Here is a 25,895-nt window from a genome sequence, read left to right as displayed (position 1 = left end):
GTCGAGCTACGGGCAGGCTTCAGCATAGCGTAAATCGACAAGGACAAGGAGACCGGCATCGGACGATGCCGGTCAGGACGATTAATGCAGCTCTGGCCAGTATTCTTTGTTGGCCTCGATCAGGTCATCCAGAATCGCCTTCGCGACGGACGCGCTCGGCACGGTTTTCGACAGGGTAATCGCCTGCCAGAGTTTCTGGTACGAGCGCTGCTCCCAGGCATCCACCACCAGTTTTTCCACCGCCACCTGCTGGCTCATCAGCCCTTTCTGGAAGTGAGGAATATCGCCCACCGTGAGCGGCTCCGGCCCGTTATGGCCCACCAGGCACGGGATCTCCACCATCGCGTCGGCATCAAAGTTATGGATGGCCCCGTTGTTTGGCACAATCAGCAGCATCCGCTCCTGGGTGTTAAAGGCAATGGCGGTCGCCAGATCGACGATGTACGACGCGTGTTCGTCGATTTCCAATTCACCGGCAGAGGATTTTCCCGCCTCGATAATCGCCCGGCAGGAACTGAACACGTGCTTCTCACGGTGATCCATGACCTCATTGGCGCGGGTACGTTCCGGGTTGGAATGCGCGACCACGTAGTCCGGGAACAGGTAATACTTCAGGTAGGTGTTCGGCATGGTGTCCGGATCCAGCGCCTGCACGTCTTTTACTTTAGCGAACGTATCGTTCCAGCTCGCTTCGGTATGAGCGTCGTCAGAAGGCGGGACATAGCCGTTTTTCGCCACGTATTCACGCAGTTTCGGCATCAAATCGTTGCCGTTCAGATCTTCAATCGACGTCCACCAGCCGAAGTGGTTCAGGCCGTAGTAGCGCACGCGCATCTCTTTGCGGTCCTTCAGGCCGACAATCTGCGCCATGCGCCCTTCAATGCCGATCGGCATATCGCAGATGTTGAGGATTTTGGCGTTCGGACGCAGGCGGCGCGTGGCTTCCGCGACAATCGCCGCCGGGTTGGAGTAGTTCAGCATCCACGCGTTCGGAGAGTACTGCTCCATATAATCCACCAGCTCCAGCACGCCGCCGATAGAGCGCATGCCGTAGGAAATCCCACCCGGGCCGCAGGTTTCCTGACCCAGCACGCCGTGGCGCAGCGGGATTTTTTCATCTTTTTCGCGCATCGGGTATTTACCCACGCGGATATGTGCCATCACGAAATCGACATCGCTAAAGGCCGCTTTCGGGTCGGTGGTGTAGCTGAACTCAATCTCCGGAGCCTGTTCCTTAAGGATAATTTTGCACGCTTCGGCGATGGTCTCCTGACGCGCGCCGTCGTTGTCATAGAACTTCAGGGCGCGCAGCGGGAAACGGTCACGGTTGGCTAACAGCATCAGGACGATACCAGGCGTAAAGGTGCTGCCGCCGCCTGCAATGACAACTGAGAATTTTTTCATGATATAGCCTCTGTCAGGGTGGTTTGTTCATTCGTTAAGGGGGTTTTCATCAGCGATTCCAGCTGGTCGCGCACCTGAGGAACGTGCAGGCCGACAATCACCTGAATGCCGTTGCCGCGTCGCACCACGCCGTGGGCGCCGAGGGCTTTGAAGACGTCATCGCTTTGCGTTTTCGCCATATCGACCAGGGCGATGCGCAGGCGGGTGGCGCAGTTGTTGATGCTTTCGATGTTGGCCGCACCGCCCAGCGCCTGCAGGAATCCGGCGGCCTGCCCGACCTGCTGGCTGGCCGCAGCCGGAGCTGTGGTTTGCCCACGCGCCGCCTTATAGTCGGCCTTGCTGTAGAGCTTGATTTCGCTCTCCTCCCGGCCCGGCGTTTTCAGGTTCAGACGCGCAATCAGCGTTTTGAAGACCACGAAGTAAATTCCGGTGAAGCAGACGCCAATGCCGATCTGGGTGAAGACCGTCGCGGCGTGGTTATGGAACATCGGGATCCAGTTTTGCGGCAGAAATTGGTCCAGCAGGCCGCCCCCCATGTTCCCGACCACGCCGAAGGTGTACATCACCGTCGCCATGGTCGCCGCCAGCACGGCGTGAACGGCAAACAGCAGCGGCGAGATAAACAGGAAGGTGAATTCGAGCGGTTCAGTAATGCCCACCAGCACGGCGGTGAGCGTTGCCGGGACCAGCAGCCCCGCGACCTTGACGCGGTTTTCCGGCGACGCGGTGTACCAGATCGCCAGCGCAATCCCGACCGAACCAAACACTTTTGAGTTACCGTGCAGGGCGAAGCCGCCTTCCGGGAAGAGAGTTTTCAGCGGCAGGGTGCTCTGACTGAATTCCTGCAGGTGCTGCGCCCAGTAGACCTGAATCCCCCCCTCAACCGCCGCCGGGCCGAAGATAAACGGACCGTAGACGAAGTGGTGCAATCCGGTTGGGATCAGAATACGTTCCAGGAAGGTATACACCCACACGCCCAGCGCCCCGGCAGAGCGCAGGAACGCCTGCAGGGACTCAATGCCCATCTGCACTTTCGGCCAGCCCAGCAGCGTCAGCCAGGCGCAGGGGATCATGACGAAGAACGCGAGAATAACGACAAACGAGCTGCCCTGGAAAATCCCCAGAAACACCGGCAGCGGCTTGTCAAAATAGCGGTTGTGGATGGCGGTGACGATGCCTGAAATCACGATGGCACCGATGATGCTGGTATCGAGCGTTTTGATGCCGGCAATCATCGCCAGCCCGCTTCCCGCCGTCGGTTCGGCGGAGAAGTCGACGCCAAAGAAGTGGCCCCAGGTCATACCCATCGCGTTGATGAAGTAGTTCCAGGTCAGGAAGCTAATCAGCACCGCCAGGCAGGCGCGGCCCTGGGCCTGCTTCGCCAGGCCAATCGGCAGGCCGACGGCAAAAATCAGCGGCATATTGCGAAACACCGCCCAGCCGCCCTCTTCAATGATGTGAACAATCTGCGCGAAAAGATGATCGGGGGCCGTTAAGGCTTCGCCGACAAACAGCGGGTTGCGAAGCATGATGGCGATTCCCACCACGATCCCGGCGAACGGAAACAGCAACACCGGGGTAAACATGGCACCGCCAAAACGTTGTATTTGACTGAGCATTTTTAAATCCTCATGAAACAACCTGTAGGAGTAGAGGCCTTTATGGTTTTTTGCTGGCCTGAGGTGAGCATAAGAACTTACTGATGCGCGAACATGGCGTGCCGCTGCGATTCGTGATCGCATTCATGGTTTTATTTTGACCAATCAGGTCTACTTTTTGCGGTAAATATGGACATGTCAGGACGCCATCCACGCCCTGATAAGGGCAGAGAGGTCTATTGGTGATCTACAAATCCATTGCTGACAGATTGCGGCTGCGGCTGAATTCGTCGGACTACAACATCGGCAGTCCGCTGCCGGGCGAAAAAGCACTGGCGCAGGAGTTCGGTGTGGCGCGAATGACCATCCGCAAGGCGCTGGATCTGCTGGTGAGCTGGGGGCTGGTTGAGCGGCGGCACGGCAGCGGCACGTTTGTGTCGCGTAAAGACGTTCACCACGAAACCACCAACCTGACCGGGCTGGTGGAGGTGCTGCGCCAGCAGGGAAAAGAGGTGCAGAGCAAGGTGCTGCAGTTCGAAGTGATGCCCGCCCCGCCCGCCATCGCCAGCCAGCTGCGGATTCAGGTGGATGAGCGGATCTACTTTTCCCGACGGGTGCGCTACGTGGACGGGAAGCCGCTGATGCTGGAGGACAGCTTTATGCCGGTGAAGCTGTTCCGCAATCTGTCGCTGGCGCATCTTGAGGGGTCTAAGTTTGATTACATCGAGAAGGAGTGCGGGATTACCATCGGCGGGAACTACGAGAGCCTGACGCCGGTGCTGGCAGATAAAACGCTGGCCGGTTATATGAACCTGCCGGAACAGACGCCGCTGCTGCGCATTACGTCCCTCTCCTACAGCGACAGCGGCGAGTTCCTCAATTATTCCGTGATGTTCCGCAATACCAGCGATTACCAGGTGGACTACCATCTGCGGCGCATCCACCCGGACGACCTGCTAGCCCATCCCCCAGAACAGCACCGCCAGTAGCTGCGGCGTAATGATGCGCAGGAACATCACCAGCGGGTAGACGGTGGCATAGGAGAGCGCGGCCGCGCCGCTGGTGGCGTGCAGGTTGTTGGCAAAGGCCAGCGCGGGCGGATCGGTCATGGAGCCCGCCAGCATGCCGCACAGCGTCAGGTAGTTCATTTTGGCGAACATCCGCGCCAGTATGCCCACCGTCAGCAAAGGAATAGCCGTGATAAATATGCCGTAGCCGACCCAGCTCATCCCTTCGCCCTTGACCAGGGTATCGACAAAATCCCCGCCGGACTTCAGCCCGACCACCGCCAGGAACAGGACGATGCCCAGCTCGCGCAGCGCCAGGTTGGCGCTCGGCGGCATAAACCAGTAGAGCTTACCGATGCAGCCGATACGCCCGAGGATCAGCGCCATAATCAGCGGCCCGCCAGCCAGGCCCAGCTTGAGCGCAACCGGGAAGCCCGGCACGTACAGCGGGATGGAGCCAAGGAGTACGCCAAGCCCGATACCGATAAACACTGGCAGCATCTGCACCTGCTGCAGTTTTTGCTGGGCGTTACCCACCATATCCGCGACGGCGTCGATGGACGACGGGCGCCCGACCAGGTTGAGGATATCCCCGAACTGCAGGCTGGCCTCCGGGCTGGCGACCAGTTCAACGCCCGCACGGTTGAGACGGGAGATCACCACGTCGTAGCGTTCTTTTACCTGAAGATCGCGTATTTTCTTACCAAGAACGTGCTCGTTAGTCACCACAACGCGTTCCACGCGCATATCGGTGCCGCGGGTTGAGAGAGAGGTATCCACTTCCTGACCAATCACCAGCCGCGCGTTGTTTAAATCGCCGGGCTGGCCGACCAGATGCAGCAGATCGCCCTGCTGAATGATGGTGCCGGGCGCGGGCACCATCAGCATATCGTCGCGCTTAAGGCGCGAGCAGATGATATTGGCGCTGTTCAGGATCGGCACGTCCTGAATCGCCATATTGTTCAGGTTGGGGTTATCGACCCGAATATTGATGGTTTTGATCGGCATATGGCCGTTGGTGAGCGTGGTTTCGTGGTCTTTCGCCTCTTTATCAACGTTAATGCGAAACAGGACGCGGACCAGCCACATGGAGAGCAGAATGCCGCAAATGCCAAACGGATAGGCCATGGCGTAGCTCATCCCCATCTGATCGACGATGCCGGGTTCGATGCCCAAATCGCGCAGGATTTGCTGTCCGGCACCGAGCGCGGGCGTGTTGGTGACCGCTCCAGAGAAAATGCCCAGCACCACGGGCAGCGGGATAGAAAAGATTTTATGCAGTATGGCGGTGACCAGCCCGCCCATCACCACAATGCCGAGGGCAAACAGGTTGAGCCGTAATCCGGAGACCCGAAGTGAGGCGAAAAACCCCGGCCCCACCTGAATCCCGATGGTATAGACGAAGAGGATCAGGCCGAACTCCTGAGTAAAGTGGAGCATCTCGGCGCTGAGGACCAGCCCGAGCTGGTCGGCAAAGTGGCCGACAAAAATGCCGCCAAACAGCACCCCGCCTATCCCAAACCCGACGCCGCGGATTTTGATATTCCCTATCCACAGGCCAACAACAGCGACCAGGGCCAACACGCTGACGGTTAACGCGATATCACTCATGATCCACTTCCTTGGCATAACCTTAGTTATGCTAAGGATTCTCTCAGAGCCGTGGGCGGTTGTATGGGCGATGGCGCACAAAAAAGCCCTGCCGGGGCAGGGCTTTATCTTTTCACCCTCTCCCTGTGGGAGAGGGCCGGGGTGAGGGCACCAGTCCGCACACTGTTAGCTGTTTAATGCCGGCCGGTCGCTAATGGCGATACGCTGCGGCGGGATGGTTTCCGGCACGTTGCGGGTCAGGTCAATATGCAGCAGCCCGTTGGTAAACGTGGCGCCGGACACCTCCATATGGTCTGCCAGGGTAAAGCTCAGGCTAAACGGCTGATTAACCAGCCCCTGATGCAGCCATTTGGTCTCGGTCTCTTGTTTCTCCGGCGTACCTTTCACGGTCAGGCGGGTGCCTTCGAGCTGGATATCCAGATCCTCCTGACGGAAGCCGGCCAGCGCCAGGGTAATACGATAGTGGTTATCGTCGCTTTTTTCGATGTTGTACGGCGGAAACGTCTGTTGCTCAGCGGTGTTTTGCAGGGCATTAGCCAGTTTGTCAAAACCAATCCACTGACGCAGCAGGGGGGATAAATCGTAGTTACGCATACTAAATCTCCTTCTGAGAAGCGAGTTCGGCACAGTTTAATTTTGTGCGCAGTTGTTCCTGCGAATCCTGATGGATTCGCATATGCTCCCGTTACGGCAAGCAATTCTGGGTGGGCCGCTCGCGCGACCCGCATAATTAGTTAATTTCGATACGACGCGGTTTTTTCTCTTCCGGAATCACACGTTCCAGTTCGATAAACAGCAGGCCGTTGACCAGGTTCGCGCCTTTCACGTGAATGTTCTCGGCTAACTGGAACTTGCGTTCAAAGTTGCGCTCGGCGATGCCCTGGTAAAGGTAAGTACGCTCTTTCTGCTCGGCCGTATGGGAACCTTTCACCACCAGCAGGTTGTCCTGCGCGGTGATCTCCAGTTCATTTTCTGCAAAACCGGCGACGGCAATGGCGATGCGGTAGTGGTTTTCGTCAACCAGCTCAACATTGTATGGAGGGTAGCCGTTGCTCTGGCTTTGGTTATTTTCTAAATGGTTAAACAGGCGGTCAAAACCAATTGCAGAACGGTATAGCGGAGAAAGATCGAAGTTACGCATAAATAAAACTCCTGAAATCAGCGAGAAAATGTAGCCTTCCACCATGGACAGGCCTTTGCGCCCCCCGAACACCCATCAGGCGAGTTCGTTATCGGGTCGTATTCTTAAAATGGGTCTGCAACCGGGCTTTTCAAGCGCGACGACTGCACTTTTTTTTGCACTTTCCTGCATCTCGCTTAGACTGGGACAACAGCACAAAGGGTTAAATTGCGATGGCTGCCACAGTGCGGGGTTATCGGGCTATCCATTTTGGTTAAGGCTCGCTATAACCCTGAGTTGCAGGTCTATGCAGTGCCATTAACGATGACTGAGTGATGATGAAAAATGTTCTGATAAAGCTGACGACGTTCAGCGGGGTTGTTTTACTTTGCGGGTGTTCGAGCGTGATGTCTCACACCGGCGGTAAAGAAGGAACATATCCGGGGACGCGCGCCAGCGCGGCGATGATCTCCGATGACGATACAAACTGGGGCACCAAATCCCTGGTTATCCTGGATATGCCGTTTACGGCCGTGGCGGATACGCTTTTGCTGCCGTGGGATATGTTTCGTAAGGACAACTCCGTGCGCTCACGGGTAGAAAAAAGCGAGCAGGAGAATCTGGCAACAAACGCCGTTATCCCGCCCGCAGAGATGCCTCCACGCTAGTTCTGCGCGGTTTCCGTTAACCAAAGTTGACGGAAACCCCCTGTCTCTTCCATCCACGCGATAAAGCGCCCGTCCGGAGAAAACACGACGGCATCAGCAGACGGCGGATTGCCGTGATCGGACGTCAAAAACGTCACCTCTCCGGTCTGCGCGTCACAGCAGGCGATCCGGTTTTCGAGCACAAATCCCAGTCGGTCACCCGCCGGATGCCAGTTAAACGCAGACTGAATATCGCTCCCGTTACGCGTCAGCTGGCGCGGCTCGCCGCCCTCAGGCGAGATCAGCCACAGCTGCACAATGCCGTTATCGTCGCGCATCAGAAACGCGATCTGCGTCCCCTGCGGGTTGCTGCGAACCCAGTGGCGCGGCACGTTCACCAGACCCGGATAGGCCCGCTGATGCGTAAAGGTCAGACGACGCTGCATTACCCCGGCAGGCGGGGCCGGCAGGGTCTCTGCCGTGCCCTGCAGCGGCGCATCGCCCGCACGCTTCCAGCCCTGCTCGTCTTCCGGCAGGTCGACGATAAACAGTTCGGGTACTTTTTCGCCCTGCGCAGAGAGGGTGTCGCCGATAAACGCCAGCCTGTCGTTGCCCACCCAGCCCTCTTCGTAAGCGCGGTTGATTTCATCGCTGCCCGGCTGCGGGTTGGGCGTCGTGCGGCTGACCAGCACGCTCCAGTAAGTCCCCGGGTATTCGCGGGGATGGTTCCCCTGCGGTTTCACCGGGCCGTAAGGCGCCGCCACGCCGACGTTGCGTAAATCACGTTTAGGATCGCGCACGTGCAGTACGTGGTCGTTATAGGTAAAGCTGACGAGCTGGCCGTTCGGGCTGAAGACATGGACATGGCTGCCGCCGCGCAGCGCGCCCGGGGTGTACGGCGAAGTGATATCCATCGCGTCCAGGTTGCTCACCTGACCGTTTTGCGCAATCACCCCCTGACGATGATGAAAATCGTAGTGCCAGTCTGCATCCGGTTTTTTCGGACCGTGGATAAAGACGTATTTCTCCTGCGCGGGATGAACGGTCGCCACGCCAACGTGCGCGCCATCGGTGGCGCGATAAACCACGTCGACCTCGCCCGTACCGACGTTGACCCGCTCGATGGTTTCACCGGTGAACGATGCACCGGACGGGCGCACGTCATAGACCAGCCACTGGCTGTCCGGCGTCCAGGTATTGATGTTGGTCAGCTGGTGGTTGCGGGAAGCGAAGGTGATTTGTTTCATGAGGATACCCTGATGCGCAGTTATCGCATCAGGGTATCGCAAGCGGGTTTTTAGTTCAGCACAAACTTCTCAATGGCGTAAGCCACGCCGTCTTCCAGGTTGGATTTGGTCACGAAGTTGGCCACTTCTTTCACCGACGGAATGGCGTTATCCATCGCCACGCCCATGCCCGCGAATTCAATCATCGCGATGTCGTTTTCCTGGTCGCCCAGCGCCATAATCTCTTCCTGTTTAATCCCCAGCGCATCAGCCAGCGATTTCACGCCGGTGCCTTTATTGACGCGTTTATCAAGGATTTCGAGGAAGTACGGCGCACTTTTCAGCACGGTGTATTTCTCTTTCACCTCGGCCGGAATGCGTGCAATCGCTTTATCCAGGATCTCCGGCTCGTCGATCATCATCACTTTCAGGAACTGGGTGGCAGGGTCCATTTTCTCCGCTTCACAGAACACCAGCGGAATGGTCGCAACGTAGGATTCATGCACCGTGTAGTAGCTGATATCACGGTTGGCGGTGTAAAGCGTATTGCGATCGAGGGCGTGGAAGTGGGAGCCCACTTCACGGGACAGTTTTTCCAGGAACAGATAGTCATCGTAGCTCAGCGCGGTTTGCGCAACCGTACTGCCATCCGCGGCTTTCTGCACCAGCGCACCGTTATAGGTGATGCAGTAGTCGCCAGGCTGATTCATGTGCAGCTCTTTCAGGTAGCTGTGCACGCCCGCATACGGACGCCCCGTGGTCAGGACCACATTCACGCCCTTTGCGCGTGCCGCGGCGATCGCGTTCTTAACGGCTGGAGAGATAGTGTGGTCTGGCAGCAACAGCGTGCCGTCCATATCGATTGCAATAAGTTTGATAGCCATGAGTTCCCCGGGATAAATGAGTGCTGCCTCATGCTAACGCGATTAAGCACACAAAAATAGAGCTACATTGCGCAACAAAAGCCCCCTTTTACGCTTATCCCGGGGAACAAAGACCTACTCGCGGGTGAGAACGATTTTACCGAACGCGCCGCGATCGAGATGTTCAAACGCCTGTTCAAGCTCGTTAAAACGGTAGCGATGCTCAATCACGGGTTTCAGTCTGGTGACATCAACAGCGCGGACGAAATCTTCCAGCGCCCGGCGGTGTCCCACGCCGATCCCCTGAATGACGGGGGATTTCAGCAACAGCTCGCCAGCAGAGAGGGTTATCTCCGTCCCGGCCAGCACGCCAATAACGGAGATACGTCCGTGAACGGCAACGGCGCGCAGGGAATGCTTCAGGTTCTCGCCCCCCACGGTTTCAATAATATGGTCGATGCCGCGATCCTGCGTGAGCGCCAGCGTATTTTCAGCCCAGTCGCCTTTCAGGCGGTTGATGCCCTGGCTGGCCCCCAGTTTTTTGGCCAGCGCCAGCTTTTCATCGCTCCCGGACGTGACAAATACCTCTGCGCCGTGCGCTTTTGCAATTTGCAGGGCGAAAATCGCCACCCCGCCCGTGCCCTGCACCAGCACCGATTGCCCGGCGCGCAGCTGTCCGCGTTCCACCAGCGCAAACCAGGCGGTAAGCCCTGCGCAGGGTAAGGTACTGGCCTCGGCGTCATCCAGGGTCTCCGGGGAGGCCACCAGCGCGTCTTCCTTCACAATCACATACTCGGCCAGCATCCCCTGGAAGTATCCACCGGACGTTTTATAGGGCAAATTGCGCGCGTCCGCCTGCGGTTTACCGTCGATCCACTCCGGGAAGAAGGTTGAGATAACGCGAGCGCCGGGCTGGAAGCGCGTGACGCCTTCACCCACGCTGTCTACGACGCCCGCCATGTCAGACGCCGGGGTAAACGGGAAGGAAAGTGGGATTGGCATTGTGCCTTCAACAACCATTTTATCGCGATAGTTGAGCGCAACGGCCTTCACCCGTACGCGCACTTCACCCGGGCCGGGCTGTGGAACGGGTGCCTGAGTCAGCTTGAGGTTCTCGCGCCCGAGGGCGTCCATGGACCAGCGTTGCATTGTCTCTGTCATTTTATTTCTCCTGCCATCAGATGAGCTTTAGTCCTGACAGTCTACCGTTGACTAAAGGTCACCAGTGGCGATAAGTTTTCTCTTTATTGACGCCATAATCGATACAATCCATGACCGATACGCTGAAGGATATTCCTGTTTTTGTGGCCGCCGTTGAGGCGGGAAGTTTCGCTCAGGCCGCAATTCGCCTGCATTTGTCACGCTCGGCGGTAGGGAAAAGCATCGCTCGCCTTGAAGAGCGGCTGGGGGTACGTCTTTTTCACCGCACCACCCGTAGCCAGAGGCTGACCGATAACGGCGCCCTTTTTTATGAACGCTGCCTGCGCGCGCTGGAGGAGATTCGGGGCGCGGAATCGCTGCTGGAAACAGGGAAACAGCAGGTCAGTGGCCGCCTGCGCGTTGCCATGCCAGTGCTGTTTGGTCGCCAGTGCGTCGCCCCGCTGCTGATAGCGCTGGCGCAGGAACACCCCGGGCTTGAACTGGAAATGTCATTCAGTGACCGGGTGGTGGATCTCGTCGAGGAAGGGTTTGATATGGCGGTGCGTAACGGCACGCTTCAGGACAGCAGCGTGCTGGTCGCCAGAAGGCTGGGAGAACACCGCATGGTGCTATGCGCCGCGCCGGATTATCTGCAGAAGAAAGGCCAACCGCAAAGCGTGGCTGATTTACCCCAGCATACGGCTATTAACTATCTGCGCGCAGGCAGAGTGCTGTCCTGGCAGCTGATGGATAACGAAGGAACGTCGCACACCTTTACTCCCCGGTCATCACTTAATATGGATGATTTGCAGGCGATCTGCGACGCTGCGCTGGCCGGACACGGCATTGCATGGCTGCCCTGCTGGATGGTCGTTAAAGATATTCACCAGGGTAAACTCGTCCCGCTCCTGAAGCAGGCACCGGACGTGCATTTCGACGTTCATGCGGTGTGGCAGCAGACGCCGCACCTGCCGCTGAGGGTAAGAATGGCGATAGATACGCTGGCGAGCCGTTTACCGTCCGCAATGTCGCTGGATATGCCTGCGCCCATAAAAAAGCCGCGCTAAAAGCGCGGCCAGTTATCGTGCGGTTTCAAACCGATTAAATATCGATATTTGCCGCTTTCAGGGCGTTCTCTTCGATGAAGGCACGACGTGGTTCAACCGCATCACCCATCAGGGTCGTGAACAGCTGGTCTGCAGCAATCGCGTCTTTAACGGTAACGCGCAGCATGCGGCGGCTTTCCGGATCCATGGTGGTTTCCCACAGCTGCTCCGGGTTCATTTCGCCCAGACCTTTATAGCGCTGGATCGCGAGGCCGCGACGGGACTCTTTCACCAGCCAGTCCAGCGCCTGCTCGAAGCTGGCTACCGGCTGACGACGTTCGCCACGTTCGATGAACGCATCGTCTTCGATCAGGTCGCGCAGCGTCTCGCCGAGCGTGCAGATACGACGGTATTCCGGACCGGTGACAAACTCGTGCTCCAGCGGGTAGTCGGTATCAACGCCGTGGGTGCGCACGCGAATAATAGGCTCGAACTGCTTATCGGCGTTCTGCTGAACATCGCATTTCCACTGGCTGCCGTGCTGCTCTTTCTCGTTCAGATCGGTCACCAGAGCGTTCACCCAGCGGGTCACGGTCTGCTCGTCGCTCAGATCGGCTTCGGTCAGGGTTGGCTGATAAACCAGCTCCTTCAGCAGCGTTTTCGGATAACGGCGTTCCATACGCGTGATCATTTTCTGCGTGGCGTTGAACTCGGACACCAGACGCTCCAGCGGCTCACCGGCCAGCGCAGGGGCGTGCGAGTTCGCGTGCAGGGTCGCGCCATCAAGCGCGATCGCGATTTGGTACTGATCCATCGCTTCGTCATCTTTAATGTACTGTTCCTGCTTGCCTTTCTTCACTTTGTACAGCGGCGGCTGGGCAATGTAGACGTGGCCACGTTCAACGATTTCAGGCATCTGACGATAGAAGAAGGTCAACAGCAGCGTACGAATGTGCGAGCCGTCGACGTCCGCATCGGTCATGATGATGATGCTGTGGTAGCGCAGTTTGTCCGGATTGTACTCGTCACGGCCAATGCCGCAGCCCAGCGCAGTGATGAGCGTCGCCACTTCCTGAGAAGAGAGCATCTTGTCGAAACGGGCTTTCTCAACGTTGAGGATTTTACCCTTCAGCGGCAGGATAGCCTGGTTCTTACGGTTACGGCCCTGCTTCGCAGAGCCGCCCGCGGAGTCCCCTTCCACGAGGTACAGTTCGGACAGCGCCGGGTCACGTTCCTGGCAGTCAGCCAGTTTGCCCGGCAGGCCTGCTAAGTCCAGCGCGCCTTTACGACGGGTCATTTCACGGGCTTTACGCGCCGCTTCACGGGCACGCGCCGCATCGATAATTTTGCCCACCACGATTTTCGCGTCGGACGGGTTTTCCAGCAGGTATTCGCTCAGCAGTTCGTTCATCTGCTGTTCAACCGCCGATTTCACCTCAGAAGAGACCAGCTTGTCTTTGGTCTGTGAGGAGAACTTCGGATCCGGCACCTTCACGGAAACCACGGCAATCAGGCCTTCACGGGCGTCATCACCGGTGGCGCTGACTTTCGCTTTCTTGCTGTAGCCTTCTTTGTCCATGTAGGCGTTCAGGGTACGGGTCATCGCCGCACGGAAGCCTGCAAGGTGCGTACCACCGTCACGCTGTGGAATGTTGTTGGTGAAGCAGTAGATGTTTTCCTGGAAACCGTCGTTCCACTGCAGCGCCACTTCCACGCCGATACCGTCTTTTTCGGTGGAGAAGTAGAAGATATTCGGGTGAATTGGCGTTTTGTTCTTGTTCAGATACTCAACGAACGCCTTGATACCGCCTTCGTAGTGGAAGTGGTCTTCTTTGTTGTCACGCTTGTCGCGCAGGCGAATCGAGACGCCGGAGTTCAGGAACGACAGTTCACGCAGGCGTTTCGCCAGGATGTCGTACTCGAACTCGGTGACGTTGGTGAAGGTTTCGAGGCTCGGCCAGAAACGCACCATGGTACCGGTTTTGTCGGTGTCGCCCGTGACGGCCAGCGGTGCCTGCGGCACGCCGTGCGTATAGAGCTGACGGTGGATTTTGCCTTCGCGCTGGATAACCAGCTCCAGCTTCTGCGACAGGGCGTTTACTACCGAAACACCCACGCCGTGCAGGCCGCCGGAAACTTTATAGGAGTTATCGTCGAACTTACCGCCTGCGTGCAGGACGGTCATGATCACTTCCGCCGCAGAGACGCCCTCTTCCGGGTGAATACCGGTTGGGATGCCACGACCGTCATCGGTGACGGAGACGGAGTTATCCGCATGGATGGTGACCACGATGTCTTTACAGTGACCCGCGAGCGCTTCGTCGATAGCGTTATCTACCACCTCGAATACCATGTGGTGCAGACCGGTGCCGTCATCCGTGTCGCCGATATACATACCCGGGCGCTTACGCACCGCATCCAGCCCTTTCAGGACTTTGATACTGGAGGAGTCATAAGAATTCGACATCAACGTTTCTCGCTCATTTCAACTTGGGTTAATCCGTTATTTTACCCTTTTCCACGGTAAACATCTTCGAATTTTCGTCCGACATGTCTATAACGTGTTCAGCGCTTATCGCGCTGACGAAAACCTGCGACTGCGTGGCTTTTAAGCGGCTGGCAAGCAGCCCGCGCCGCGCGTCGTCAAGTTCCGAGGCAAAATCATCTATCAGGTACAGGCAGCGCCGCCCGCTCTCGCGGGTGAGAAACTCCCCCTGTGCCAGGCGTAGCGCACACATCAGGAGCTTGAGCTGCCCGCGCGACAGCGTGTCTTCCACCGGCGCGCCGTCGGCACGAATGCGGAAATCCGCCTTGTGCGGGCCGTGCGCGGTGTAGGTCAACATGCGGTCGCGCTCGAAGTTTCTCTCTAACACCTCGGCATAATCCGTCTCTTTCTCCCAGCCGCGCTGGAAGGAGAAGGTGAGAGAGAATTCGGGTAAAAACTGTTTGCAGGTGTCGGCCATGTCTTCGGCGATACCTGCGCTGTATTCGGCACGCCAGCGGCTGATCTGTTCCGCAAGAGGAATTAACTCCATGTCCCACGGACGCAGCTGAGCGTAGCGTGTCACCTGGCGCAGCGCGGCGTTACGCTGCTTGAGCAGACGCTTCAGGTTGCTCCAGGCGTTAAAAAATCCGGCTTCGTTGTGAAAGCATCCCCAGTCGAGGAACGCTCTTCTGTATTTGGGGCCACCGTTGAGTAAAGTAAACCCTTCCGGCGTTATCAGCTGCATTGGCATCAGCAGCGCCAGCTCCGCCACCTTGTGGCCGTCGGTACCGTCGATGCGCACCTTACTGTCGCCCTGCTTGTCTTTGGTCAGGCCGATGGCGGTCTCCCGCTCCGCCCCCTGCAAACGCCCGTGCAGAACAAAAGATTCCTGTTCGTGGCGGATGACGCGACCAATCTGCAAACTGCGAAACGCCCGGCCGTGGCCGAGCGTATAGATGGCCTCCAGCACGCTGGTTTTGCCGCTGCCGTTCGCGCCAACCAGGAAGTTAAAGCCAGGGGATAAAGCGAGATCCGCGCTTTCGATATTGCGAAAGTCGCGGATCAACAGACGGGTGAGCGACATTACAGTCTCATTGGCATGACAACATAGGCAGCCGACTGTGATGCGGCATCTTCAATCTGTACGCTCGAAACGGAGTCGGTCAGCAGGATGCGCACGTTCTCGCATTTCAGCGCGTTCAGCACATCCAGCACGTAGCTGACGTTGAAGCCGATTTCCATCTCAGCCCCGGCGTAGGTGACGTCCAGAATCTCTTCTGCCTCTTCCTGCTCCGGGTTGTTAGCGGTGATTTTGATCTGGTTTTCACTCACATACAGGCGCACGCCGCGGAATTTCTCGTTAGAGAGGATCGCGGCACGGGCAAAGGCCTGCTTGAGGCTGTCGCAGCCTGCTTCCAGCGTTTTGTCCGGGTTCTTCGGCAATACGCGGCGATAATCCGGGAAACGACCGTCAACCAGCTTCGATGTGAAGACAAAATCGCCCACGTGGGCGCGGATGTTATTGCTGCCGATCTGCACGCGCAGCGGCGTGTCGCCACCGTCGAGCATACGCATCAGCTCAATCACCCCTTTACGCGGCACGATCACCGAATGGTTTGGCAATGAATCGCCAATCGGCATAGAACAGACCGCCAGACGGTGGCCGTCGGTGGCCACGGTACGCAGCTCTTCACCTTCGGTTTCGAACAGCATGCCGTTTAAGTAGTAACGAACGTCCTGATGCGCCATGGAGAACTGCGTGGCTTCAATCAGACGCTTCATCGTCGCCTGTGGCAGGGTGAATTCCACTTCGCTCTGCCAGTCGTCCAGGTTCGGGAAGTCCGCAGCAGGCAGCGTGGAGAGCGAGAAACGGCTGCGGCCAGAGCGCACCAGCATACGGTCGCCTTCCAGCTGCACGGCGATTTCAGCGCCTTCCGGCAGCCCGCGGCAGATATCAAAGAATTTACGTGCCGGAACCGTGGTCGCGCCCGCGTCGTGCGGCTGCGTCAGCGTAACGCGCGCGATCATTTCCATTTCCAGATCTGTACCGGTCAGCGACAGCGTACCGTCCGCGACCTGAAGCAGCAGGTTTCCGAGAATAGGCAGCGTTGGGCGGCCACCTAATGGGCCACTCACCTGTTGCAGCGGTTTTAATAAATGTTCACGTTCAACGGTAAATTTCATAGCGTCACGATGATAATGTTCTGATTAGATTGGAAAAATCTTCTTTTATGTCGTGGCTTTCTTCGCGTAACTGCTCAATCTTGCGACAAGCGTGCAACACGGTCGTATGGTCACGGCCACCAAACGCGTCCCCGATTTCCGGCAGACTGTGGTTGGTTAACTCCTTTGCCAGCGCCATCGCCATCTGACGCGGACGCGCCACCGAGCGGGAACGACGTTTAGACAGTAAATCTGCCACTTTGATCTTGTAGTACTCAGCCACCGTCTTTTGAATATTGTCGATAGTGACCAGTTTTTCCTGCAATGCCAGCAAATCGCGCAGCGCTTCACGCACAAAATCGATGGTGATCGCACGACCGGTGAAGTTGGCATTGGCGATAACGCGGTTCAGTGCCCCCTCCAGCTCACGCACGTTGGAGCGCAGACGCTTGGCAATGAAGAACGCCACTTCGCCCGGCAGGCGAATGTCGTTTTCATCGGCTTTCTTCATCAGGATCGCGACGCGGGTTTCCAGCTCCGGTGGCTCGATCGCCACGGTCAGGCCCCAGCCGAAGCGGGATTTCAGACGATCTTCAACGCCGTTGATCTCTTTTGGATAGCGATCCGAGGTCAAAATGATCTGCTGATTACCTTCCAGCAGGGCATTGAAGGTGTGGAAAAATTCTTCCTGCGATCGTTCTTTATTGGCAAAGAACTGAATGTCATCGATCAGCAGCGCGTCAACAGACCGATAGTAGCGTTTAAACTCTTCGATCGCATTGTTTTGCAGGGCTTTTACCATGTCCTGAACGAAGCGCTCGGAGTGCATATACACCACTTTGGCATTGGGCTTGCGCGCCATAATGCCGTTGCCCACCGCATGCAGCAGGTGCGTTTTACCCAGACCCGTGCCGCCATAAAGGAACAGCGGGTTGTAGGCTCCACCGGGGTTATCAGCAACCTGGCGAGCCGCCGCGCGCGCCAGCTGGTTCGACTTACCTTCAACGAAGTTATCGAACGTGTGTTTCACGTTAACGTTAGAGCGGTAGGTTGGCTCAGCCGGTGCGGGAACATTATCCCAGCCCTGACGAGCGGGGGCGACGCGAGGGGCCGGAGCAGGAGCGGCCTGAGCAGGCGCTGCGACGTTCACGGTTTCACGAACGGTTTGGGTGACCGGCTTTGTACCCACTTCAAAGCGCAGCTGTGGGGCATCTGACCCGCAGAAATCGTTCAGCAGTCCATTGATGTTATTAAGGTACTTGTCCCTTACCCAATCGAGCACAAAACGGTTTGGCGCATACAAAGCCAGCGTGTTATCGCTCAGTTCCGCCTGCAACGGGCGGATCCACATACTGAATTCTGTGGCTGGTAACTCATCCTGCAATCGGGCAAGACACTGCTGCCAAAGCGAAAGTGACACGGCGGACTCCACTCGAACAATAAAAGAAAACTATTGAATATTCATGATTGTTGGCGCACATCGACATGACCCTGTGTAAAGGGGGACGTGCGAATTGCTATCTGCAATTTATCCTGACCAGGATCCTGGGATCCCGATCGGGACCGCGGATCATAGCCTAAACTGAGCCAGAGATCTTCTGTTTCTCACAGATTCTTCCCGATTTATCCACAGGAAGATCCGAAACCGGGTAAGTGTAAACGATCCTGACGGGAGTGCCCCACGATTTAGTCCGCATATTGGAAAAATTAATGAGTACAGACAATTTTTTGCTTAAATGATCTAACGAAGATCCGGGACGATCCTTGCGCTTTATCGTTGAGCCCGTATAATCCTCGACCCGGCGCGTGATGCTCATCTTCCTGCGTCGTCCGTTGCTCATTTTCCACGCGAAAACGTGCGGAAATACGCGGGAAATAAGGAAAGAGAATTGACTCCGGAGTGTACAATTATTACAATCCGGCCTCTTTAATCACCCACGCTGAGGCGTTAGTCGTTCGAAACTCGTTCGGGTATACGCAAAAGTCAGTGAATTTATTCAAGTTTAGGTAGAAATCGCCATGAAACGCACTTTTCAACCGTCTGTACTGAAGCGCAACCGTTCTCACGGCTTCCGTGCTCGTATGGCTACTAAAAATGGTCGTCAGGTTCTGGCACGTCGTCGTGCTAAAGGCCGCGCTCGTCTGACCGTTTCCAAGTAATAAAGCTAACCCCTGAGTGGTTAAGCTAGCATTTCCCAGGGAGTTACGTTTGTTAACTCCCGCTCATTTCACTTTCGTCTTCCAGCAGCCACTACGGGCTGGCACGCCGCAAATCACCATCCTCGGCCGCCAAAATTCGCTGGGGCATCCCCGCATCGGTCTCACAGTCGCCAAGAAAAATGTTAAGCGTGCGCATGAACGCAATCGGATTAAACGTCTGACGCGTGAAAGCTTCCGTTTACGTCAGCACGAACTGCCTTCAATGGATTTCGTGGTGGTGGCGAAGAAAGGGGTTGCCGACCTCGATAACCGTGCTCTCTCGGAAGCGTTGGAAAAATTATGGCGCCGCCACTGTCGCCTGGCTCACGGGTCCTGATAGCCCTCATTCGGGTCTATCAACGCCTGATTAGTCCGCTACTCGGGCCGCACTGCCGTTTCACACCTACATGCTCAAGCTACGGAATTGAGGCATTGCGCAGGTTTGGAGTGATAAAAGGCAGTTGGTTGACGGTGAAACGCGTATTAAAATGCCACCCTTTACACCCAGGTGGAGACGACCCCGTCCCCCCAGGACCCTTTGATACCAGAGAACACTAACGATGGATTCGCAACGCAATCTTCTTATCATCGCTTTGTTGTTCGTGTCTTTCATGATCTGGCAGGCATGGGAGCAGGATAAAAATCCTCAACCCCAGCAGCAGACCACGCAGACTACGACCACCGCAGCGGGTAGCGCCGCCGACCAGGGCGTACCGGCCAGTGGCCAGGGGAAACAGATTACGGTTAAGACCGATGTGCTTGAGCTGACTATCAACACCCGTGGTGGTGATGTTGAGCAGGCGCTGCTGTTAACCTACCCGAAAGAGCTGAAGTCTAACGAACCGTTCCAGTTACTGGAAACCACGCCTGAGTTCATCTACCAGGCGCAGAGCGGCCTGACCGGTCGTGACGGCCCGGATAACCCGGCTAACGGTGCGCGTCCACTGTATACCGTCGAGAACGACACCTTTGTGCTGGCTGATGGTCAGAACGAACTCGCGATCCCGATGACGTACACCGACGCCGCAGGCAACACCTTCACCAAAACCTTCACCCTGAAACGCGGTGAGTATGCGGTGAACGTGGGCTACAGCGTACAGAACGCCAGTGCGAAACCGCTGGAGCTGTCGACCTTTGGCCAGCTGAAGCAGTCCATCAATCTGCCGTCTCACCGTGACACCGGAAGCAGCAACTTTGCGCTGCATACCTTCCGTGGCGCGGCGTACTCCACGCCAGACGCGAAGTATGAGAAATACAAATTCGACACCATTGCCGATAACGAAAACCTGAACGTCAGCGCTAAAGGCGGTTGGGTGGCAATGCTGCAGCAGTATTTCGCCACTGCGTGGGTGCCAAATAACGACGGTACCAACAACTTCTATACCGCGAACCTGGGTAACGGTCTTGCAGCCATCGGCTACAAATCTCAGCCGGTTCTGGTACAGCCGGGTCAAACCGGTAAGCTGGCAAGCACCCTGTGGGTCGGCCCGGAAATTCAGGACAAAATGGCCGCTGTCGCGCCGCACCTGGATCTGACCGTAGATTACGGTTGGTTGTGGTTCATCTCTCAGCCGCTGTTTAAGCTGCTGAAGTTCATCCACAGCTTCCTGGGTAACTGGGGCTTCTCCATCATCGTTATCACCTTCATCGTTCGTGGCATCATGTACCCGCTGACCAAAGCGCAGTACACCTCCATGGCGAAGATGCGCATGCTGCAGCCGAAGATTCAGGCAATGCGTGAGCGTCTGGGCGATGACAAACAGCGTCAGAGCCAGGAGATGATGGCCCTGTACAAAGCAGAGAAAGTGAACCCACTGGGTGGTTGCTTCCCGCTGCTGATTCAGATGCCAATCTTCCTTGCGCTGTACTACATGCTGATGGGTTCCGTTGAGCTGCGCCACGCGCCGTTCGCCCTGTGGATCCATGACCTGTCCGCACAGGACCCGTACTACATCCTGCCGATCCTGATGGGCGTGACGATGTTCTTCATCCAGAAGATGTCGCCGACCACCGTGACCGACCCGATGCAGCAGAAGATCATGACCTTTATGCCGGTCATCTTCACCGTGTTCTTCCTGTGGTTCCCGTCAGGTCTGGTGCTGTACTATATCGTCAGCAACCTGGTGACCATCATCCAGCAGCAGCTGATTTACCGTGGTCTGGAAAAACGTGGCCTGCATAGCCGCGAAAAGAAAAAGTCCTGATTCGGTAAGTTAACGCTAAAATAAGGGCGGTCGATTGACCGCCTTTTTTATTTGTATTGAACGAGAGCAACCATGAGCCATAACGACACTATCGTCGCCCAGGCAACCCCACCGGGACGCGGTGGTGTAGGCATTCTGCGTATCTCCGGCCTGAAGGCGCGCGAGGTGGCCGAAGCGGTGCTGGGTAAACTGCCAAAGCCGCGCTACGCTGATTACCTGCCGTTTAAGGACACCGACGGCACGCCGCTGGACCAGGGCATTGCGCTGTGGTTCCCCGGCCCGAACTCTTTTACCGGTGAAGACGTGCTGGAGCTTCAGGGCCACGGCGGCCCGGTTATCCTCGACCTGCTGTTAAAACGTATCCTGACCCTGCCTGGCCTGCGCATTGCGAAGCCGGGCGAGTTCTCCGAGCGTGCCTTCCTCAACGACAAGCTCGACCTGGCGCAGGCGGAGGCGATTGCTGACCTGATCGACGCCAGCTCTGAACAGGCGGCCCGCTCCGCCCTGAACTCGCTGCAGGGGGCATTCTCCGCGCGTGTGAATCACCTTGTGGAAGCACTTACTCACCTGCGCATCTACGTGGAAGCGGCTATCGACTTCCCGGATGAGGAGATCGACTTCCTCTCTGACGGCAAAATCGAAGCCCAGCTCAACCAGGTGATGGCCGATCTCGACGCCGTCCGTGCCGAAGCGCGCCAGGGCAGCCTGCTGCGCGAAGGGATGAAGGTGGTGATTGCCGGACGCCCTAACGCCGGGAAATCGAGCCTGCTGAATGCCCTGGCGGGCCGTGAAGCGGCGATCGTGACCGACATTGCCGGGACCACCCGCGACGTGCTGCGCGAGCATATCCACATCGACGGGATGCCGCTGCATATTATCGACACAGCGGGCCTGCGCGATGCCAGCGACGAAGTGGAGCGCATCGGTATCGAACGCGCCTGGCAGGAGATCGAGCAGGCCGACCGCGTGCTGTTTATGGTGGACGGCACCACCACCGACGCCGTTGACCCGGCTGAGATCTGGCCAGACTTTATCGCCCGTCTGCCGGCGAAACTGCCAATCACCGTGGTGCGTAACAAAGCGGACGTGACCGGCGAAACGCTCGGCATCAGCGATGTGAATGGTCACTCACTGATTCGCCTGTCGGCGCGGACCGGTGAAGGCGTTGACGACCTGCGTAACCATCTCAAGCAGAGCATGGGCTTTGACACCAGCATGGAAGGCGGCTTCCTGGCGCGTCGTCGTCACCTGCAGGCGCTGGAAGAGGCGGCAAATCACCTTGTTCAGGGTAAAGCACAGCTGATCGGCGCGTGGGCGGGTGAACTGCTGGCGGAAGAGCTGCGCCTGGCGCAGCAGAATCTGAGCGAGATCACCGGGGAGTTTACGTCGGACGATCTGCTGGGAAGGATCTTCTCGAGCTTCTGTATTGGTAAGTAATGCCCGCTAATTAATGGTGATTTCCTCCCGGGAAATCACCATTGTCCAAATGGCAACTCGCCTAATCCCTTTTCACCCCCTATCCTGCATGCCTGCATCTATGGGGGGTTTATGGCGCGTTTTCTGTTTTGTAGTTTCGCATTAGTTCTGCTTTATCCGTCTGGTATTGATATGTATCTGGTGGGGTTACCGCACATCGCCCGCGATCTGGGTGCCAGCGAGGCGCAGCTGCACATCGCGTTTTCGGCCTACCTCGCCGGGATGGCGTCGTCGATGGTCTTTGCCGGGAAGATAGCGGATAAGGCAGGCCGTCAGCCTGTCGCGATAACCGGCGCCATCATTTTTGCCCTGGCTTCTCTTCTCTGCTCGCAGGCGCAGAACAGCACCGTGTTCCTGACCGGACGGTTTATCCAGGGTATTGGCGCTGGCGGTTGCTACGTGGTGGCGTTTGCCATTTTGCGCGACACCCTAAGCGCCCAGCGTCGCGCTAAGGTACTCTCGATGCTGAACGGTATTACCTGCATCATCCCGGTGCTGGCCCCGGTCGTGGGATATCTGATCATGCTGAAATTCCCGTGGCAGAGCCTGTTCTGGACCATGGCGGCCATGGGCGCGCTGGTGTTTACCTTATCCATCGCCGTGCTGAAAGAGACCCACCCGGGCTCGCAGAATACCGGCCATACTGCCACCATTCACCCGGCAGAGAAGCTTCTCAACCGCTTTTTCCTCAGCCGTCTGGCCGTGACCACGTTAAGCGTGGCGGTGATCCTGACCTATGTAAACGTTTCCCCGGTTTTACTGATGGAAACCATGGGCTTCGATCGCGGTGAGTATTCAACGGTGATGGCATTAACCGCGATGGTCAGTATGGCGGTCTCGTTCTCTACCCCATTTGCGCTAAATGTTTTCAGCCAGCGCACGCTGATGCTGACCTCACAGGTTTTATTCCTCACGGCAGGCGCGATCCTGGCGACCACCAGCTCACATGCAGTGATGCTGGTGGGTATTACCCTTATTTGCGCCGGGTTCTCGGTTGGCTTTGGCGTGGCGATGAGCCAGGCGCTTGGCCCCTTCTCGCTGCGGGCAGGCGTAGCAAGCTCGGTGCTGGGGATCGCGCAGGTCTGCGGCTCGTCGCTGTGGATTTGGCTGGCGGCGGTCATCGGGCTTAACGCGCTGAATATGCTGATCGGGGTTCTGATTGGCTGTAGCATAGTGTGCATTACCTTACTTATGGTCATCCGGCCCGCGGCGCACTATGAAGAAGCCCATCAGCAGTCTCGATCTTAACCTGTTGCTGTGCCTGCAGCTTTTGCTGCAGGAGCGCAGCGTCACCAAAGCGGCGAAGCGGATGAACGTGACGCCGTCGGCGGTGAGCAAATCGCTGGCCAAGCTGCGCGACTGGTTTGACGACCCGCTGTTTGTCAAAACACCGCTAGGGCTGCTGCCGACGCCACTGACGGTAAGTCTTGAGCAGGATCTGGCTGACTGGATGCAAATCGGCAACCAAATCCTCGATAAATTCCACCATGATTCTCCGGGCGGGCTGACGTTCGTGCTGGCCGCGGAAACGCCGCTGATGCTGATCCGCTTCAATACTCTGCTGGAGCAGGTGAACCAGCGCTATCCGCAGGCTACGGTGAAAATGCGTCAGTGGGATTACGACTCGCTGGACGCGATTACGCGTGGCGAGGTGGATTTGGGCTTCACCGGGCGTGAAACGCATCCGCGATCCCGCGAACTGCTTAAGCTGATGCCGTGGTTTATCGACTACGAAATTCTGTTCAGCGATCGCCCCTGCGTCTATCTGCGCGAGGATCATCCGGCGCTTCAGCAAGAGTGGAATCTGGAGACCTTCCTGCGCTATCCCCATATCAGCATCTTCTGGGAACGCAGCGACACCTGGGCGCTTGATGAGGTGCTAAAGGAGATGGGACGCGAGCGCACGATCGCCATGAGCCTGCCGGGCTTTGAACAGGCGATGTTTATGGCGGCGCAGCCCAACCATAACTATATCGCCACGGCTCCGCACTACTGCCATCACTACAATGAACTCCACCAGCGGAAGCTGATCGCGCTTCCTATTCCCATTGATGAAGCGCAGGCTGAAAAGCTTACCGTTCCCTTCACGCTGATCTGGCATAAACGGAACAGTCATAATCCGAAAATCCTGTGGCTGCGGGAGACCATCAAGGCGCTGTACGGTGCGAGCGATCCAATTTTTGCCTAAGAAAATGTAAAGTTCGGTCCTAAGGCTTCTCTTACTCCCATTTACTGATTAAAACAGGAGTCAAGTTAAGCGATAATCATGTAACCGTTTAACCGATTACGACCATTATCAAGGAGCGAAAAATGGCTACGCACTTTGCAAGAGGGATACTTACGGAAGGACGTCTCGTATCGGCAAGAATTTCTTCAGCCTGTCACACTGAAGCACTCACTCTCCCGGAACACCGCAGGACGCGGTTTTTAGCGTCCAGAGCGCTTCTCGCAGAATTGCTGTTTATGCTGTACGGCACCAGCGAGCTGCCGGATATCATTACCCAACCCGAAGGCCGTCCGGTCTTTGCCGACCCGGATCTCCCTCGTTTTTCGATTGCCTACGCGGGCAATATCATTGGCGTCGCACTGACCACCGAAGGGGATTGTGGGCTCGATATGGAACTTCAGCGCGCGACGCGCAGCTTCCATGGCGGTAATGCGCATGAAGACTATCCGCTCTCCAGCAATGAGAAGCTGTGGGTCCGCAACCAGAACGATCCTGTCGAAGCCAGAGCCCAGCTCATTACCTTACGCCAGAGCATTCGCAAGCTCTGTGGATGCGCCTCAGACGACGCCAGCCTGCTGCAGCTGCTGCCAGGCTCCGGACGTCTTCGTGCCACTCAGGCCACGCTGGTAGAGGCGCTCAGTGACGCAGAGGATGTGCTCATTTGGTCCATTGCGGTTACCCCCGCCATCGAACGCATGAAAATCTGGGAATTTGACACTCAACAGGGATGGCGTAGCCTTCCTGATGTGCCCGAGCGCGCCAACGAGCCCGCCGCACGCCTGATGCGTTTAACCAGTTTACCGGCAGAAAAAGCATTCACCCTTAGCTGATCCAATCAGGGTCATCATGATGAAACAGGAGTAATCATGTCTGATACGTTGAAAGTCGTTACTTTACTGGGAAGCCTCCGCAAAGGTTCATTTAACGGGATGGTAGCCCGCACGCTGCCACAGCTGGCGCCTGCAGGTATGGAAATTAGCGCCCTGCCGTCTATTGGCGATATTCCGCTGTATGATGCGGATGTCCAGCAGGAAGAAGGGTTCCCGCAGAGCGTTGAGGCGCTGGCCGAACAGATCCGCCAAGCTGACGGCGTGGTCATCGTCACGCCAGAGTATAACTACTCGGTTCCGGGTGGCCTGAAGAATGCCATCGACTGGCTGTCCCGTTTACCTGAGCAGCCGCTGTCAGGCAAACCGGTGCTGATCCAGACCAGCTCCATGGGCGCGATTGGCGGCGCGCGCTGCCAGTATCACCTGCGCCAGATCCTGGTATTCCTCGATGCGATGGTTATGAACAAGCCGGAATTTATGGGCGGAGTGATTCAGAATAAGGTCGACCCGCAAACGGGTGAGGTGGTGGATCAGAGCACGCGCGACCATCTCTCTGGCCAGCTGACGGCGTTCGGGGATTATATTAAGCGAGTGAAGGCGTAAGATCATTGCGGCCTGATGCCCTCACCCTGACCCTCTCCCACGGGGA

24 protein-coding genes and 1 other annotated feature are annotated in these 25,895 nt (G+C 57.1%); of the genes, 12 read left to right on the top strand and 12 right to left on the bottom strand.

Annotated features, from left to right (window positions below; all coding sequences use genetic code 11):
* Positions 1–81: 81 nt before the first annotated feature.
* Positions 82–1,404, bottom strand: a complete 1,323-nt coding sequence (locus tag BM007_RS18645; RefSeq protein ID WP_090420298.1) for a 6-phospho-alpha-glucosidase — start codon at positions 1,402–1,404, stop codon at positions 82–84.
* Entirely contained in the window at positions 1,401–3,023 is a 1,623-nt protein-coding gene (locus BM007_RS18640) for an alpha-glucoside-specific PTS transporter subunit IIBC (protein ID WP_024907386.1), read from the bottom strand. Before BM007_RS18640 ends, BM007_RS18645 begins: the two co-directional genes overlap by 4 nt.
* Positions 3,024–3,244: 221 nt before the next feature.
* Here BM007_RS18640 and BM007_RS18635 point away from each other — a divergent pair, with 221 nt between their 5' ends.
* Complete coding sequence (locus tag BM007_RS18635; protein ID WP_090420465.1) at positions 3,245–3,991, top strand: GntR family transcriptional regulator; 747 nt, start codon at positions 3,245–3,247, stop codon at positions 3,989–3,991.
* Here BM007_RS18635 and BM007_RS18630 read toward each other — a convergent pair.
* From BM007_RS18630 to ibpA, 3 genes are all read right to left on the bottom strand, one after another.
* Positions 3,959–5,620 (bottom strand): putative transporter, encoded by a 1,662-nt coding sequence (locus tag BM007_RS18630; protein ID WP_048992734.1) that lies wholly within the window; start codon positions 5,618–5,620, stop codon positions 3,959–3,961. The genes BM007_RS18635 and BM007_RS18630 overlap by 33 nt on opposite strands.
* Before the next feature lie 165 nt (positions 5,621–5,785).
* Entirely contained in the window at positions 5,786–6,214 is a 429-nt protein-coding gene (gene ibpB / locus BM007_RS18625; protein ID WP_024907389.1) for a small heat shock chaperone IbpB, read from the bottom strand.
* Between the two features lie 136 nt (positions 6,215–6,350).
* Complete coding sequence (ibpA, locus tag BM007_RS18620) at positions 6,351–6,761, bottom strand: small heat shock chaperone IbpA (protein WP_008500162.1); 411 nt, start codon at positions 6,759–6,761, stop codon at positions 6,351–6,353.
* Positions 6,755–6,826, bottom strand: a sequence feature (ROSE (Repression Of Heat Shock gene Expression) occurs in the 5'-region of heat shock genes and acts as an RNA thermometer to modulate expression.). (Overlaps the previous gene by 7 nt.)
* A gap of 249 nt (positions 6,827–7,075) precedes the next feature.
* On the opposite strand from ibpA, the gene BM007_RS18615 reads away from it, so the two are divergent.
* Positions 7,076–7,408 (top strand): YceK/YidQ family lipoprotein, encoded by a 333-nt coding sequence (locus tag BM007_RS18615; protein ID WP_024907391.1) that lies wholly within the window; start codon positions 7,076–7,078, stop codon positions 7,406–7,408.
* Here BM007_RS18615 and BM007_RS18610 read toward each other — a convergent pair.
* The 3 genes from BM007_RS18610 to BM007_RS18600 all read right to left on the bottom strand — a co-directional run bounded on the left by BM007_RS18610 (position 7,405) and on the right by BM007_RS18600 (position 10,637).
* Positions 7,405–8,634, bottom strand: a complete 1,230-nt coding sequence (locus BM007_RS18610) for a YidR family protein (RefSeq protein ID WP_090420296.1) — start codon at positions 8,632–8,634, stop codon at positions 7,405–7,407. The two genes, BM007_RS18615 and BM007_RS18610, sit on opposite strands and share 4 nt — an antisense overlap.
* A 50-nt stretch (positions 8,635–8,684) precedes the next feature.
* The gene (gene yidA, locus BM007_RS18605) at positions 8,685–9,497 is read right to left on the bottom strand and encodes a sugar-phosphatase (RefSeq protein ID WP_032662059.1); all 813 of its coding nucleotides are present in this window, start codon (positions 9,495–9,497) and stop codon (positions 8,685–8,687) included.
* Between the two features lie 114 nt (positions 9,498–9,611).
* Positions 9,612–10,637 (bottom strand): zinc-dependent alcohol dehydrogenase family protein, encoded by a 1,026-nt coding sequence (locus tag BM007_RS18600; RefSeq protein ID WP_090420293.1) that lies wholly within the window; start codon positions 10,635–10,637, stop codon positions 9,612–9,614.
* A gap of 110 nt (positions 10,638–10,747) precedes the next feature.
* Here BM007_RS18600 and BM007_RS18595 point away from each other — a divergent pair, with 110 nt between their 5' ends.
* Positions 10,748–11,683: a LysR family transcriptional regulator gene (locus tag BM007_RS18595; protein WP_032648572.1), complete on the top strand. Its 936-nt coding sequence runs from the start codon at positions 10,748–10,750 to the stop codon at positions 11,681–11,683.
* A 34-nt stretch (positions 11,684–11,717) separates the two neighbouring features.
* Here BM007_RS18595 and gyrB read toward each other — a convergent pair whose 3' ends face one another.
* Genes gyrB through dnaA form a run of 4 tightly spaced genes read right to left on the bottom strand, consistent with a single transcriptional unit; the run spans position 11,718 to position 17,730 of the window.
* On the bottom strand, positions 11,718–14,129 hold the full coding sequence (gene gyrB / locus BM007_RS18590) for a DNA topoisomerase (ATP-hydrolyzing) subunit B (RefSeq protein WP_024907871.1): 2,412 nt from the start codon (positions 14,127–14,129) through the stop codon (positions 11,718–11,720).
* 28 nt (positions 14,130–14,157) lie between these two features.
* On the bottom strand, positions 14,158–15,231 hold the full coding sequence (recF, locus tag BM007_RS18585; RefSeq protein WP_032648574.1) for a DNA replication/repair protein RecF: 1,074 nt from the start codon (positions 15,229–15,231) through the stop codon (positions 14,158–14,160).
* The gene (gene dnaN, locus BM007_RS18580; RefSeq protein WP_008500170.1) at positions 15,231–16,331 is read right to left on the bottom strand and encodes a DNA polymerase III subunit beta; all 1,101 of its coding nucleotides are present in this window, start codon (positions 16,329–16,331) and stop codon (positions 15,231–15,233) included. The genes recF and dnaN overlap by 1 nt, the downstream gene beginning before the upstream one ends.
* 4 nt (positions 16,332–16,335) lie before the next feature.
* Positions 16,336–17,730: a chromosomal replication initiator protein DnaA gene (dnaA, locus tag BM007_RS18575; RefSeq protein ID WP_010426558.1), complete on the bottom strand. Its 1,395-nt coding sequence runs from the start codon at positions 17,728–17,730 to the stop codon at positions 16,336–16,338.
* A gap of 599 nt (positions 17,731–18,329) precedes the next feature.
* Here dnaA and rpmH point away from each other — a divergent pair.
* The 9 genes from rpmH (at position 18,330) to BM007_RS18525 (ending at position 25,849) form a co-directional block, all read left to right on the top strand.
* Positions 18,330–18,470 carry a 50S ribosomal protein L34 gene (rpmH, locus tag BM007_RS18565; RefSeq protein WP_000831330.1) on the top strand — a complete coding sequence of 47 codons (141 nt, stop codon included), beginning with the start codon at positions 18,330–18,332 and terminating at the stop codon, positions 18,468–18,470.
* Between the two features lie 16 nt (positions 18,471–18,486).
* A complete protein-coding gene (gene rnpA, locus BM007_RS18560; RefSeq protein WP_032640303.1) occupies positions 18,487–18,846 on the top strand; it encodes a ribonuclease P protein component in 360 nt (119 codons plus the stop codon).
* Positions 18,810–19,067 (top strand): membrane protein insertion efficiency factor YidD, encoded by a 258-nt coding sequence (yidD, locus tag BM007_RS18555; RefSeq protein ID WP_001307474.1) that lies wholly within the window; start codon positions 18,810–18,812, stop codon positions 19,065–19,067. Before rnpA ends, yidD begins: the two co-directional genes overlap by 37 nt.
* A 2-nt stretch (positions 19,068–19,069) precedes the next feature.
* A complete protein-coding gene (gene yidC, locus BM007_RS18550) occupies positions 19,070–20,713 on the top strand; it encodes a membrane protein insertase YidC (RefSeq protein ID WP_090420285.1) in 1,644 nt (547 codons plus the stop codon).
* A gap of 72 nt (positions 20,714–20,785) precedes the next feature.
* Positions 20,786–22,150: a tRNA uridine-5-carboxymethylaminomethyl(34) synthesis GTPase MnmE gene (gene mnmE / locus BM007_RS18545; RefSeq protein WP_021242672.1), complete on the top strand. Its 1,365-nt coding sequence runs from the start codon at positions 20,786–20,788 to the stop codon at positions 22,148–22,150.
* Positions 22,151–22,261: 111 nt separating this feature from the next.
* The gene (locus BM007_RS18540) at positions 22,262–23,437 is read left to right on the top strand and encodes an MFS transporter (RefSeq protein ID WP_061716264.1); all 1,176 of its coding nucleotides are present in this window, start codon (positions 22,262–22,264) and stop codon (positions 23,435–23,437) included.
* Positions 23,406–24,377 carry an HTH-type transcriptional regulator YidZ gene (yidZ, locus tag BM007_RS18535; protein WP_024907877.1) on the top strand — a complete coding sequence of 324 codons (972 nt, stop codon included), beginning with the start codon at positions 23,406–23,408 and terminating at the stop codon, positions 24,375–24,377. Before BM007_RS18540 ends, yidZ begins: the two co-directional genes overlap by 32 nt.
* Positions 24,378–24,499: 122 nt before the next feature.
* Positions 24,500–25,246: a 4'-phosphopantetheinyl transferase family protein gene (locus tag BM007_RS18530; protein WP_090420282.1), complete on the top strand. Its 747-nt coding sequence runs from the start codon at positions 24,500–24,502 to the stop codon at positions 25,244–25,246.
* A gap of 36 nt (positions 25,247–25,282) precedes the next feature.
* Positions 25,283–25,849 (top strand): NADPH-dependent FMN reductase, encoded by a 567-nt coding sequence (locus tag BM007_RS18525; RefSeq protein WP_014833835.1) that lies wholly within the window; start codon positions 25,283–25,285, stop codon positions 25,847–25,849.
* The last annotated feature ends 46 nt before the right edge of the window (positions 25,850–25,895 follow it).

This window comes from Enterobacter sp. NFIX59, from assembly GCF_900113755.1.
In the GTDB taxonomy this organism is placed as follows: domain Bacteria; phylum Pseudomonadota; class Gammaproteobacteria; order Enterobacterales; family Enterobacteriaceae; genus Enterobacter; species Enterobacter pseudoroggenkampii.
The sequence above is the reverse complement of the archived record's forward strand: the minus strand, read 5'-3'. Positions and strand labels throughout refer to the sequence as shown.